General features: G+C 43.1%; 15 protein-coding genes. 11 read left to right on the top strand and 4 right to left on the bottom strand.

Annotated elements, in window-relative coordinates:
- Window positions 1-485 precede the first annotated feature (485 nt).
- Window positions 486-1,100: a tetratricopeptide repeat protein gene (locus tag QUB51_RS28985; protein WP_333058179.1), complete on the top strand. Its 615-nt coding sequence runs from the start codon at window positions 486-488 to the stop codon at window positions 1,098-1,100.
- 1,225 nt (window positions 1,101-2,325) lie between these two features.
- On the opposite strand, the gene QUB51_RS28980 is transcribed toward QUB51_RS28985, so the two are convergent.
- Window positions 2,326-2,451: a hypothetical protein gene (locus QUB51_RS28980; protein ID WP_333058178.1), complete on the bottom strand. Its 126-nt coding sequence runs from the start codon at window positions 2,449-2,451 to the stop codon at window positions 2,326-2,328.
- A 127-nt stretch (window positions 2,452-2,578) separates the two neighbouring features.
- Here QUB51_RS28980 and QUB51_RS30535 point away from each other — a divergent pair, with 127 nt between their 5' ends.
- The 7 genes from QUB51_RS30535 to QUB51_RS28950 all read left to right on the top strand — a co-directional run bounded on the left by QUB51_RS30535 (window position 2,579) and on the right by QUB51_RS28950 (window position 7,398).
- Window positions 2,579-2,689 carry a Tn3 family transposase gene (locus tag QUB51_RS30535; RefSeq protein WP_445243079.1) on the top strand — a complete coding sequence of 37 codons (111 nt, stop codon included), beginning with the start codon at window positions 2,579-2,581 and terminating at the stop codon, window positions 2,687-2,689.
- Between the two features lie 580 nt (window positions 2,690-3,269).
- Window positions 3,270-3,428 (top strand): hypothetical protein, encoded by a 159-nt coding sequence (locus QUB51_RS28975; RefSeq protein ID WP_333058177.1) that lies wholly within the window; start codon window positions 3,270-3,272, stop codon window positions 3,426-3,428.
- Window positions 3,429-3,652: 224 nt separating this feature from the next.
- A complete protein-coding gene (locus QUB51_RS28970) occupies window positions 3,653-4,054 on the top strand; it encodes a plasmid mobilization protein (protein ID WP_333212529.1) in 402 nt (133 codons plus the stop codon).
- A gap of 65 nt (window positions 4,055-4,119) precedes the next feature.
- The gene (locus QUB51_RS28965) at window positions 4,120-5,715 is read left to right on the top strand and encodes a relaxase/mobilization nuclease domain-containing protein (protein ID WP_333264322.1); all 1,596 of its coding nucleotides are present in this window, start codon (window positions 4,120-4,122) and stop codon (window positions 5,713-5,715) included.
- Window positions 5,716-6,006: 291 nt separating this feature from the next.
- Window positions 6,007-6,345 (top strand): hypothetical protein, encoded by a 339-nt coding sequence (locus tag QUB51_RS28960; protein WP_333264319.1) that lies wholly within the window; start codon window positions 6,007-6,009, stop codon window positions 6,343-6,345.
- 316 nt (window positions 6,346-6,661) lie between these two features.
- Window positions 6,662-7,078: an element excision factor XisH family protein gene (locus QUB51_RS28955; RefSeq protein ID WP_333212523.1), complete on the top strand. Its 417-nt coding sequence runs from the start codon at window positions 6,662-6,664 to the stop codon at window positions 7,076-7,078.
- The gene (locus QUB51_RS28950) at window positions 7,066-7,398 is read left to right on the top strand and encodes a XisI protein (RefSeq protein ID WP_333108716.1); all 333 of its coding nucleotides are present in this window, start codon (window positions 7,066-7,068) and stop codon (window positions 7,396-7,398) included. The genes QUB51_RS28955 and QUB51_RS28950 overlap by 13 nt, the downstream gene beginning before the upstream one ends.
- A 150-nt stretch (window positions 7,399-7,548) precedes the next feature.
- On the opposite strand, the gene QUB51_RS28945 is transcribed toward QUB51_RS28950, so the two are convergent.
- A complete protein-coding gene (locus QUB51_RS28945) occupies window positions 7,549-8,595 on the bottom strand; it encodes a Fic family protein (RefSeq protein ID WP_333212520.1) in 1,047 nt (348 codons plus the stop codon).
- Window positions 8,596-8,898: 303 nt separating this feature from the next.
- Window positions 8,899-9,975: a hypothetical protein gene (locus tag QUB51_RS28940; RefSeq protein ID WP_333264316.1), complete on the bottom strand. Its 1,077-nt coding sequence runs from the start codon at window positions 9,973-9,975 to the stop codon at window positions 8,899-8,901.
- A gap of 65 nt (window positions 9,976-10,040) precedes the next feature.
- Between QUB51_RS28940 and QUB51_RS28935 the strand changes: the two genes are divergently transcribed.
- Together QUB51_RS28935 and QUB51_RS28930 are read left to right on the top strand one after the other, a co-directional pair.
- Window positions 10,041-10,214: a hypothetical protein gene (locus QUB51_RS28935; RefSeq protein WP_333264313.1), complete on the top strand. Its 174-nt coding sequence runs from the start codon at window positions 10,041-10,043 to the stop codon at window positions 10,212-10,214.
- Between the two features lie 2 nt (window positions 10,215-10,216).
- Window positions 10,217-10,840 (top strand): siphovirus Gp157 family protein, encoded by a 624-nt coding sequence (locus QUB51_RS28930; protein ID WP_333264310.1) that lies wholly within the window; start codon window positions 10,217-10,219, stop codon window positions 10,838-10,840.
- Between the two features lie 235 nt (window positions 10,841-11,075).
- On the opposite strand, the gene QUB51_RS28925 is transcribed toward QUB51_RS28930, so the two are convergent.
- A complete protein-coding gene (locus tag QUB51_RS28925) occupies window positions 11,076-11,315 on the bottom strand; it encodes a hypothetical protein (RefSeq protein ID WP_333264307.1) in 240 nt (79 codons plus the stop codon).
- 174 nt (window positions 11,316-11,489) lie between these two features.
- Between QUB51_RS28925 and QUB51_RS28920 the strand changes: the two genes are divergently transcribed.
- Window positions 11,490-12,890: a hypothetical protein gene (locus tag QUB51_RS28920; protein WP_333264304.1), complete on the top strand. Its 1,401-nt coding sequence runs from the start codon at window positions 11,490-11,492 to the stop codon at window positions 12,888-12,890.
- Window positions 12,891-12,943: the final 53 nt, after the last annotated feature.

Raw genomic sequence — 12,943 nt, 5'->3', positions numbered from 1 at the left:
ATCAATTACGCACTTGATTTAGCTAAACACTTCATCTTATCATGTTTGAGGTTGAAATTAAGATGCGTTTACCCTGGTTGCTCTCTGTAGGAGTGAAAATGTAATCTCACACTTTTTTCATTATAACCGATAAGTCATCAACTTATTTATTTTTCATTCCTTATCTATCTTTAGACTAGAACATATCCTCGGTATGGATACAACAGTGTTGTATCCCGTGTTCTAGGTAATGGAAAATTTGTAGGTGTTAGCGAGATTAATCAAACAGGACTTACGCAACTGACACATGATGAGTACGAGATCCCTTACCCATCACCGTAACCCGTCCTCTTAACTTACAAGTTGACAACCGGATCAAAACGTGAAAGGATTTTCGATTTTCCGAAAGTGCGATCGTAGACAACTTGATACCCCTCTTCTGTCGCTAAGTGTAGGAGACCGCAATCATAATCACTCCAGACCGCAATCAATGGTTTTTGGCTGGTATGTCGATCGCACTTTCACTTCACCTAAGTCAGACAGTGGCAGCAGCCGTGCCTGTTGGTAAAGTCCTACAAACAGCACAAACTAACAGTAGCGACGCTGCTGAAACAGCTTTAAAAGAAGGAGCACAACTCTACCAGCAAGGAACGGCCCAAGCAAAAAGAGGTGCGATCGTCAAGTGGGAAGAAGCATTAAAGTTGTATCGGCAACAAGCCGACAATAGAGGGCAAGCACTTAGCCTCCTTGGTCTTGCCAGAGTCTACTCAAAATTAGGAGAAAAACAGAAAGCGCTAGAGTATTACAGCCAGTCCCTTCTCCTGAGTCGGGCAGTAGGTGATCGCAGCGGAGAAGCTGCCACCCTTTTCGGCATGGCTTCTGTCAAAGGCGACCAAAACAATCTTCCCGAAGCCCTCAACGACATTGAATCCTCTCTCAAAATCATCGAAAACCTCCGCACCAAAATAGCCAGCCCAGAACTCCGCAGCTCATACTTTGCCACAGTGCAGGAATACTACGAAGTTTACATCGACCTGTTAATGCAACTGCACCAAGCTAATCCTAAATCCGGTTATGATATCAAAGCATCAGAAGCCAGGAAACGTGCTAGCAACCCCTAAAAAGTAACGCATCGCAGTAGAAAAATGGCAACTTAGGCAATTATAAAATCGTTCACTTCGCTACCCTCGGCATTGCCAACAAAAAAATCCCGAACTGTCAGGAATTGTGATTTCCTTGACCTAATTGCAACAATCGCAGACGCGATCGCCCTTAAGACACCGTATTAGGGTCTGCTCTTAACCTGCCTTCATACGAACAGTTTAGCCGATTGCAAAGCCCGAGTCCGACAACAGCAATTTATGCAACTGTCAAGGCTGGTATAACGGCTGCTGTGTTGCCCATTTTCTCACACTTGCTCTACTTGATTTTTAATTCAATTTAGATCGCCACTTGACTATTAAATCAATTATTTTTTTGTTAAAAACGCTAAGAAATAGCTAATTGTTGTGGAGCGTTAAAGTCTGGAAAGTGCCGTATAAAGTCAGGTATTTGCTGTACAAAAACAGGTATAAATTAGGCTTTTGCAGGGACTGCATTCTCTCTGATTGAATCGGAAAATGTCCAGCAAATGCCTGAATTTCTCTGTCAAATTGCTGCTTTTTTGTGCTGTTAATGCCTTACCCTGTTGGGACTGGTTATGACTGTTCTTGATTAGTAGCAAGCAATGGTTTTGTGATCGCAAACGGCGACTTTATATTTCAGATATAAAAACAATCCGCGCCATGAATACAGATTACTGCCTGTACTAATAAGGTGGAGAACTATAACGACCATTGATAACTGAAAGTTGATCGGCTGCTGTAAACCAAGCGCGCAGTTCCCTCACGGCTGCTGTAAACCAAGCCACTGTTCCCTCACGACTCCTGTAAACCGAGTGCGTAGGAGGGAACTGCGCTTCGAGCACAAGATTGAATAAAAGCCGAGGGAGCGAATAATTCGCAATCCTTCATCCGACCTTCGTAATTATTCGGTTATTCGGCCTCTCACTAATGAGGTAGAATAATTTGCTAGCGAATAAAAGAAACAGATTTTCTTTATTTCAAACATGGGACGATCGAGGAAATGTTAATTACGAAGGTCGAGCGCTCGAAAGGCGGAGTATGCGTTGACTTTTACAGTTGCCAACACAATAGCCATCGACTGTAAATAGCGATCGATCGCAACGCAGGCATTTGCAGTATAAAGTCAGGCGGAAAGCAGTATAAAATCAGTCAGATTACAGGCATTTGCAGGGACTGTACTCTACCTGTATTTACCCGAAAATATCCAGCAAACGCCTGCATTTTACTGTTCCTTTACTGCTTTTTTGTGCTGTTCGTGTCTTTGCTGGTTGAGGCTGGTTTTGGCTGTTCTCTCTCGGTAGCAAGCAATGGTTTTGCGATCGCAAACCGGGCTTTTACGTGCTGACAAAAAATATCCCCCCCCCATCAATATTGAGCATATTGCTTACCCGCAGTTCAAACCTTATTGATATGGAATAAGGAACGACTCGCGAGTGGCTACTGAAGCCCAAATGCCTCAATAAGAGCGGTAAGGTATGGGACAGGCACGGCGAACTATTTTTTTGTTGGAATATATCAGCGATCGCTCTTTACGCCTAGAGATTGCTGCCTGTATTAATCAGGTGGAGAATTATAACCGCTATTAATAGGTAGAAGTCGAGCGACTGTAAACCGACCGACTGCTGTAAACCGAGTCAGGGGGTAAATTTTTATCCGACTGTCAAGCTTTATGAGACAGCAACAGTTTAGCCGATTGCAAAGCGCGCCCGACAACAGCAATTTATGCAACTGTCAAGGCTGACATAACGGCGGCTACGCTGCCAATTTTTTCGCACTTCTGAAATTTGATTTTTAATTCAACTTCCCAAGCCACAACTTGACTATTAAATCAATTCGGTTTTTGTTAAAAACGCTAAAAAATAGCTAATGTTGTGGAGCGTTAAAATCAGGGATTTGTAGTATAAAGTCAGACGGAAAGCAGTATAAAATCAGTGAGATTACAGGCATTTGCAGGGGCTGCACTTTACCTGCAAATGCCTGTAAATATCCTGCAACTGCCTGCAATTTTATGCCAAATTACTGCTTTTTTGTGCTGTTCGTGTCTTGACCTGTTGAGGCTGATTATAGCTGTTCTTTCTCGGTAGCAAGCAATGTTTTTGCGATCGCAAACCCTGACTAATTTGTGCTGGCAAAAAATAATGCTCCCTTATGAATGGGGCATCCTAGGTGTCAAGGCGCTTGATTTTTACCCGCTCTTCGACTGTGCCGATTGCTCACATTGCTCCTGCTGTTGTGGCGGCTTTTGTGGCAGCACAGGCATCAATTGCCACAACTTTCCCATCGCACTTGGGTAGCGATCGATCGCATTGTTCGCTCTCTTGCTAACCAGCCCTCGCCGTCAGAGGTTTAATCGTCCTTCCACTGCGATCGCCTCACTCGCTATAATTTATACAAACAAATTAAGTTAGAGTTGGGTAGGGGTCAGTCTCACTTTGATAAACCCTCTAATAGCCCTCTCCAATTAGAGGGGATAAAATCACCTGATTAGGGGTTTTTAATTACAGCGGCTAACTTGTATCTTGGCAAGAGGTTTTTACTGATTAAAAGCTATGAAAACTTTACCGTCCGTCAAACCTAGAGAGCTGCTATCCAACCATATTCACATTCGCCTAACTGACTCTGACTACAATCAAATTAAAGCAAGAGCCTCGCTAGTCAATTTGAGCATGAGCGACTTCATGCGCCGTGCAGCTTTGAGGAGAACCATGCCGCGCCCTCTAGCTGCATTTGACTTAAAAGCCTATCAAGTGTTATGCAAGATTGATGCCCAACTTAGAATTGCAGGAAACAACCTCAATCAGATGGCTAAAGCTTGCAATAGTGCTGTGGCATTGGGAGAACCCGTTGTTGTCAATACAGGACTCTTAGAAAGCGTACAGCAACTCATTCGAGAAAACGGGAAGGCAATTAAAGCTATGGTTGCAAACCTCGCCAAATCTACAGTACGCTAATTATTAACAAGCCTCGGCTTTACCGCCTGAGCAATCGATTCTGTGCAACTGACGGCTTTTCGGTTATGATTGGCAAACAAATCAAAGGTACAGGCTTTCGGGGCTGTCTGAACTACGTACTGGGCAAAAAAGACGCCGCTCTAATTGGCGGTACTATGTGCGGACAAACTCCTGAAGAACTCGCTGCTGAATTTGGCATCGCCCGACAACTAAGACCTAACCTGAAAGTAGCAGTTTTTCACGCCACTTTATCTGTCGATAGCACCGAAAAACTAGAAGATTCTGAAGAAAATGACCAACGCTGGCTGGCGATTGCAGCCAACTACATGAAAGCGATGGAATTTGACAACAACCAGTACGCAGTTGTCAAGCACAGCGATACAGAACACGACCACATCCACATCGTCGCCAGTCGCATTTGCCTAGATGGAGGTGTTGTTGACGATAGCTGGGATTATTACAAAAGCCAAGAAACTATTCGCCAGCTCGAACGGAACTACAACCTGGAAACTGTTACACCCAGTTGGGAAACAGACAAGCGAGCTCAGACTACAGGAGAACACAGGCAATTAAAAAGCAAGGGAAACAAGAGCGTTAGGGTGCAATTGCAAGACCTAATTGATGAAGTTACCCAAGACAACCCAAGTATGCCAGAATTCGTTGAACGGTTGCAGCAACAAGGCGTAGAGGTGCAAGTCGGATTGACTCGAACTGGCTTCAGTAAAGGCATTTCTTACAATTTAGATGGAGTCGCTTTAAGTGGCACTCAATTGGGTAAAGCCTACACTTTTTGTGGATTGCAGAAGCATCGAGGCGTTAGCTATGACCCACAACGAGATAACGCCCTAATTGAGGCTTTAATGCAGCCACAACACTTAGCTATTGCCCCTGGCAAGGCAGAGGAAAATGAGCTAGAGTCGTCACAATCCGAGCTAGTAGCAACCCTATCTGCAACAGCAAATGAGTTAGAGTTGTCACAATCTGAGCTAGAAACAACTACACCTGCAATTCCTGCAACAGCAAATGAGTTAGAGTTGCAATTATCAATCCTGCCTGAAAGGAATGAAACTCAGTGGCAAAAAGTGCGATCGCATCTAGCAGTCGAGTACAGTTTACCTTTAGAATTGCTTGAAAAATTGCACTCTCATTCTTGGCTGTATGCCGGCTCAGAAAAGGCTGTCTTTACGGCACGGACGCTTGAGGGGGAAGCCAGCTTCGCTTTTGTTCTAGATGAAAGAGGCAACTTTACTACAACCCAACCCCTGTCATCTGAAGCTGCTTTCTGGGTAGCCACTACTGGAGAAATTGAGCGAGCTGTGATTGCCTGTAACCCAATAGAAGCTCTTTCAATTTTGCTTATTGAACAGGAAAATAACCAGGATAACTCTGCAACACTACCACCCACAATTTACCTAGGAATTGAACGAGCTTCAGAACTGCCTACACAATTCTTACAAGAACTCGATAGCGTTATTATAGCGCTCGCAGAAGATTATATGCTCGCTCGAAATGCAAGGGAGCTGCTACCGAATGCAGAACTTGTTAATCCACAGTCAAGTTGGAATGATATCTGGATACAATTAATTGAGCAAGAACAGCAAAATATTCAACAAAATAACCAACCTTATAAACAGCGCATCCAAGAAATTGAATTGGATTAGTTATGGTTCCCTGACAAAGTAAGTATTGTCTAATAAAAATGCTACTTAACAAATCTTCAACTTGCAACCTAAATTACTGATAGCGCTGCCACTAAGTATTACCAATTTATGAATAGATTTATTTATCAACTATTTTTCCTGATTTGGCTAAGTAACTTAAGACGGCGCTTGCTCATTCTTTTTGTGAGCAGACCTTGATAACAATAAATTATTTATACGTTTTTTCGTAAAATTTAGTACCCAAAAAAATGAGCGCTGTCGCGCCAAAAAATAAAGTATCGGAGATAAAAAATGGAAGTCTCACAAACCAACACCTACTACTTCAATAATTTAACCTTCGTCCACCAAACAGAAAACCAACTGTACATTATGGATCGGCAAACAACACTTGTATTGAATTTTCAACAAACAAGCTATCAAACGCTCGACAAAATAATCCACGCTCTGCGACTTTTGAGAGACAAAAAAGTCCAATATCGAAAGTCAATTATCGAGCAAGAGCTGCTGGCCTTAAACTTCCAATTCCCTCTCGAAAGCAGCAACCGTAGCAACAACGACACCAACAATGGTAGCAGCAATGGTAGCAGCAACGGCAGCCCCAAAAACTGCGAGGTAAAAATCGACTGGTAATTAAATTATGCCGGAGAGATAAGTTTGTTTCTCCGGCAGCCAATAGCAAACATTTTTCACCACATCCAAAAAAGGCTTCCTCTCATAGCAGCATAGGTGTATCTCCTGCACTTTGAGCAAGCCGATATGTCGAGTCGTCGGGCGCAACACTATGTCGGCTGCACAATCATATTTGGACGAAAGGCTTCTTCTGATCTAAAAAAGGTCGAGGGGCAAAGTTTTGTGGCGCTGCCCGAGAACATCACTTTCAAATGAATAGCGTATATACTTGAAATAAAACTATCGAAGATATTAAACACAACGAGTCAGTACAGCTATGTCTGCTAAAGATGTCTTTCACGAAGTCGTTAAAATCGCTCTCCAGAAAGATGGATGGCAGATTACTCACGATCCATACACTTTACAAGCAGGAACTCTAGAACTTTACATCGACTTGGGTGCCGAAAAGGTGGTGGCGGCCGAAAAAGACGGACAGAAAATTGCCGTTGAAATCAAAAGCTTTATTGGCCCCTCCAAAATCTCCCAGTTTTACACAGCATTAGGACAATTCATTAGTTATCGAGCAGCTTTGCAACAACAAGAAACTGACCGCACTTTATACCTAGCTGTACCCAGCAATGTCTACGATAGTTTTTTCACAATGGGGTTTATTCAGTCTTTAGTTCAACAAAATCAAATTCATTTAATTGTTTACGATATAGAGCAGGAGGCGATCGCACAATGGCAAATGTAGACCTTTACAGACAACACATCCAAAATCTGCTCTCCCAACACGCCAGTCTGGTGTGGGATGAGCGAATTCAGGCTCAAACTATCTTTGATACCGAGCGCGACCATTATCAATTAGTATATGTGGGCTGGCGCAATCAGCGGCGAATTTATGGCCCAGTTTTGCACCTGGATATTATGGACAATAAAATTTGGATTCAGCAGGATGGAACCGAGGTAGGTATTGCCAATGAACTTGTAGAATTAGGAGTTCCTAAGCAAGACATTATACTTGGCTTTGACCCCCCTAATATGCGACAATTAAGTGAATTTGCCATCGGATAAATTACGCTTAAGTGTTAAAAATATTAGCTTTTTTAAATGCTACTTTTTTTAACACTTAACCGCTTTCATCAGGCTGCATAATTTTTGCAACTGGGTGTTAGGTTTTGTACTTCAACTCAACACCCAGTTGCTTGTGCCTAATTCCTGTATCTATTGCTTTCGCCAATGCGCCTCAACTCCTCGTCCCCGACATTCCAAACGCCTCGCATCCCTTTCCCGGCGCAAGAGACGGCGAATCAAATCAATTCCCACTGTTGGACACCGTTCCTGCAATTCCCTAATCGAGAATTCTTGAGGCAAATTGTTAATCGCATCCAATACGATCGCCGTTTTAGTTCCTTTTGCAGAAGTAACATACCCTACCCGCTGCTCAAACTCCCGATAAGCTGATAGCAGCATGACTCCCAAGAAATACTCCCACCAAGGTAATAAGTTATGCTGCCCTTCATGCCATCCTTGGGAAGATTGGTAAAGCGTATCGTAGTAACTCTCCTTAGTTCTCTCCACAATCCGTTCTAAACTAATAAATCGCCCCACCTCATAACCAGCTTTGTATAGCAGCAACAAAGTCAGCAACCTTGCCATCCGCCCGTTTCCATCTAAAAATGGATGAATGCACAAGAAATCTAAAATATAAGTTGGAATCAGCAATAAAGGTTCTATCTCGCCCGATTCCCAGAGGCGATTAAACCGTTCTTGCAGGCGTTCCATTGCCGCAGGAGTAGCATAAGCAGGAGTAGGTTGAAACCTCACCACTTTAGTCCCATCAGGATAAGTGGCGCTAATTTCATTATCCACTGTTTTCCAGCGCCCGCCTGTATTAACAGCAAATTGGTAAAGGTCGCGGTGCAGTTGTAAAATGACACCTGTACTAAAAGGAATGTGGGTATAACTGGTGTGAATTGTAGTTAGCACGTCCCGATAACCCGCAATTTCTTGTTCTGAACGATCGCGCGGCGTTGTTTTTTCTGTTACTAATTTTTTAATCCGTTCTAGCGGCACTGTAATGCCTTCAATGCGGTTAGAAGATTCGGTGCTCTGAATAACCGCAGCTTGGCGCAAAGTGCTTAAAACTTGCGGGGCTTGTTGCTTGAATAACTCCTGCTTGCCCTTGTACTCTCCAACCAAGCGAATCGTTTGCAGAAGTCTTTGATTGAGCAGTTGACTTTCAATGAACCCCGATTCAAATGACAGCATATCTATTTTATCTCCCTTTCTATGAATGCGTTAACATCTAAAATTGTCTTGTAAAAACCAGAAAAATCTGTTATTTTATCCTGAGTTTAGGTAGACAATTCAAAAATACAGTTATTACCCTAATGATTAAGCAGAGAAGAAAATTAGGATTGGGTCTAAGCTGGTACGCGAATTTACTTAAAACATCTTATATTTATCCTGTTTGACTGGAAATTTAAGTTTTAATTTGAGTAATTATAACAATTTATCGCGGTTAATGACTCAAATATTGCCTGCGTTTAATCAAAACTTTCTGCTTAACGGTTACGGTTGTGATGAAAGCCGATCGCAAGCAGAACCGACACCAAATCCAAATAAATAAGTAAGGCGATAGTTGCTTTTAGCCATAGCCCTTGCCTCTCTTGTTGTCCAAGGTTTGACGCTCAGCAAATCGGGTTGAGTTTCCAGTTGCTTTAAATAAGAGCGATCGCCCGTTACAAAGGCGAGCGCAATCGCCAAGAACTTGCAACAGCTCAAAGGAGCCTGAACCACCTGCTTTTCAGTAAACCTAACCACAATCCAATTCCACTCTAAGAATAATTGATTGCGGCGCATATCGCTGTCAGCATCGCAGCAGTGAGTGGGCTTCTTAGATTTGCCAGCATAAGGTTCATCAATCTCGACATCAATTCCTATCCCAGATGCAGTGTGAATTACAATAAAATCTGCTGAATAGCTCCTCTGAGATGACGGAATTTTAAACTCGGCTGCTTGGACAACTTCCTCAAAATATTGCTGTAAGTATTGCAAAAAGCGTTGTTCACTCACTCCTTGCCGAGCTTGAGATGTGCCATTAGGACTAACGCGAAGTGACATCAAATCCTTGAGCAATCGATTTCTGGAACCTAACTCAAGTTTGGCGCTTTTTAAACCTGTCTCCAACCTTTCTTTTTCCACCTTAAAACTAGAAAATTCTTGCTGTTTATTCGAGGATAAATGTTGATGGAATAATATATTTTGTTGATTGTACTCAAGAACTTGCTGCTTATACCTGGATAGCAGTTTTTGACGGCAACCAAACACATAACTATAAGCAGCCGCAATTAAACATGAATAAGCAGCTACTACCAGCAGCATTTCCCACCACAGCCAACCCCAAGAAATAGCTAATAGCCCAAGTGCGATCGCACCATAAAGCCAAAACACCCAAATTAACCACAGCAACTTGACAGGTAACACCACAGGTGGTTGAGGCGGAGTCAGCAAAACAACAGGTTTCCCTAATTGTTGAGTTTCTTGAAGTTGGGATGAGGTGGCACAACTAGAAGTTGCCTCTGGCAAAGGATATTGATGGCAGAATTGCATTACCACTTTTGGGTAAAAAACTATAGGATAATTCATAACTTTAAATACTCCTTTTTTTAAGAGCGCGGTCGCGCTATTTTTAAGAAAGTTTTTTGAATTGTATGCAAAAAATCACCCAGTCAAGCTCACAAAATTTAACTCATTCTCAACCAGGTAGCCAGATTCAAAAGGACAAACAAATCTCTCTTAAATCCGACCCAGAAACAATGGCTGCGCTTACTCAACTCGAAGAACGCCGCGATTATTATCACACCTGCATCAACGGAGGATACTAAGCATGAATTTAGCCACAGCGACGCTTGCTCAAAGTTCAATAACTGCGGCTCAAGTTTGGCATCAACTAGAATCAGCAGAAAGCTCAGAAGAAATCGACCAACTGCTGCAATCCCTTTGGCAAACCCAAGAAACCCAGGAACTCGCTGTTGATGCCCATGCCGACTTAGCCGACCAAATTGATGCCGAAATTGCAGGAATTACAGCGCGAATGCAGTATTTGATAGAACTGCATTCAAAAGCTCTCAACAAACTCCAAGGGTGGAGAGAGCGCTTAGATAAAACCGTTCTCTACTTCAACGAGTGCGGCGTGTTAACTTCCGAAATTATTGGCAAACACCGCCGCATTACTGTTAAGGAAAATCCGCCTACCTGTGAAGTTTTGATTGACCCATCTCAACTACCAGAACCCTATCGCCGAGTCGAAACCAAAACCGTAATTTCTGCCGACAAAAAGGCGATTTCAGACGCTTGGAAACAAGGAATGCCTGTAGATGGCACTAGGGTTTTTCGCAAGCGTAAAGTGGTTTACAGCTTGCTTCCCGGTAACAATTTGCACTCTCTTCAAGCCAACCAGACGCTTGAGAGTCGTTCTTCGGAAAAAACGCAGTCCAAAAAACGGCGTTAGCCATCTTTTCAGGTGTCAGAAATGCTTTGTTCTGACACCTGAATTATTAGACATATCCGAATTAGACACCTCCGAATTATACCATTTATTAAAAGTCATGCAACAGTAGCAACAGTAGGTTGATTCCGTGAAAAAAACCCAACAATGCAGATTGTAGCAAGACTTTTTAGAAATGGTATTACCATGTGACACGTTTGTTTTGTAAGAGCGAAGACTTAATTTCGGTCGGTATCTCTTATAAATCAATCCAGTATTGAGGGTTCTCCACTTGTTCTTCGGTGACGTTGAACAACATTGATGCTCTACCTTTAATAACCCCGTCAGCATCAAAACTCAAACCGCCAAACTGCTGACTGTTTTCACCTTCTCCAAAAGCAACGCGAGCAAGTGCATCGCTATCGCTATCAGAGAAATAATCCCGTTGGCTTTTCATAGCCGTAGTTGTGCGAACTACTTTCACTTTTTTTCTCCACATTGGGATTGTCCTCCTGATTGTAACACGCTACTTCTTTCTTCTAAACCCCTCCAATTGGAGGGGGTAAATATCACTCAGTAGCAGGAATTTGTGAAGGAACAACCTTGTCAAAATCTGGACTATTACTGTGCGTAAGTCCTAAAAATGTAAAAACTAGGATTCAGGAGCTAATCAATGAGCAGAAGAAAACTTACCCCAGAACATCGCTCCACAGAATGGGTAGCTGGGGAAGGACTAAAAATCCCAGTCTTTGATATGTCCTTGACTGACGGTAGAGCAAAGGGGCGGTACCAAGCTGAATCCGAAGTGCTTCGTAACTCCCTGCTTGAACTGCTTTTTGAACCTGAAGAATTAGCATCCCTAAGCATCGTTAAACCAGACCCAAATGATAGCAGCTTCGACCCTCTGAAAAACATCGACTTCGGAGAGGGTATTACCAGAAGAGTTGCTTTCAGCTCAGGAAAAAACGTGTATTTTGCAGACAAAGAACTCTCAACCAAACTGTTGAGCGTATTCAAAACCCAACCCGACCACGCCTGTCGCTACGGCTCACTGCTAGTTAGCAGTTGCAACCAAGGAGCCAAATTGTTAGATAGCTCCCTTGACGGCGAAACCTTGCGAGTCAAAATTGTTGATTCTCAAAGCGATGACCAAAGTGAAAAAGCGAAAGCTCATAAGTGGCAAACCGGAGACTGTCACGGTAAAATTTCACCGGCACTAGCCCAACAATTAGGAGGGAATTACAACCGACCTTTTCAATTCAGATTTGCCTGGATGCAGGAATGGGGACAAGAAGACTGCCACACTCCAGAAATTAGCTTTCTTGCCAAAGGAACGCTGTTGCCTGATGCTAATTTAACCTCCGACTTGGATTATGATATCATTATGGATCGCTCCTCTATCAAAGGAGTTGCCGCATTGCAATTAGCTGAACTTATCCCCTGTGGCGACTACGAATTTCCCAAAGCTATACTAGGAAATCGAGGCAACGCTAAAGTAACTGAATACGAAAATTCCTGGCAATTTTCGATTTGGTATTCCAAAGCAGCTATTGGGGCTGACATAGCCACACCGACCAAAATTGAAGCCCAAAAGCTAGCGGACTTGCAAAATAACCGACTGCAACTTGCCAAATACTTAGTGGAGCAGCACGACAAAAAAGCTGCTTTTCAATCTAGCCTTCACGAAGACAGCAGCGGATTACAAGAGGAAACAGATGAAAAAGCCCAACGCAACGAATCCCGGCTAATTTCAATTTTGAGGAACGACAAACTCGGTCAACTCCTCGACTTTCCCAAAGTCGTCGATTTCATGCAAGAACAACTGGCTAAAAAGTGGAAAGACTTAGCAATTAAGGGAGCAATTCATCATGGTTCAGCAATGGCTCAACCTTGTGAAAGCCTCAAGCCCGGTACAATTGTTGCCCCCCACTTGCGACACGGCACAGAAGTCATCGTTACCCGATACCCAATTGTCAGTAAAGATAACATCCGCCGCTACACAGTAGACAACAAAAGCCATCGCGCAGTAACGCAATACAAAGGGTGCGTTGGGAGCGTGTCACTTTTGCAATGAGTATAAATACCCAAAAATACTAGGGCAGAGGTTTTGAGCTATTTTTGGGCAAA

It is taken from the genome of Microcoleus sp. AT8-A3, assembly GCF_036705675.1.
Lineage (GTDB): Bacteria > Cyanobacteriota > Cyanobacteriia > Cyanobacteriales > Microcoleaceae > Microcoleus.
The sequence above is the reverse complement of the archived record's forward strand: the minus strand, read 5'-3'. Positions and strand labels throughout refer to the sequence as shown.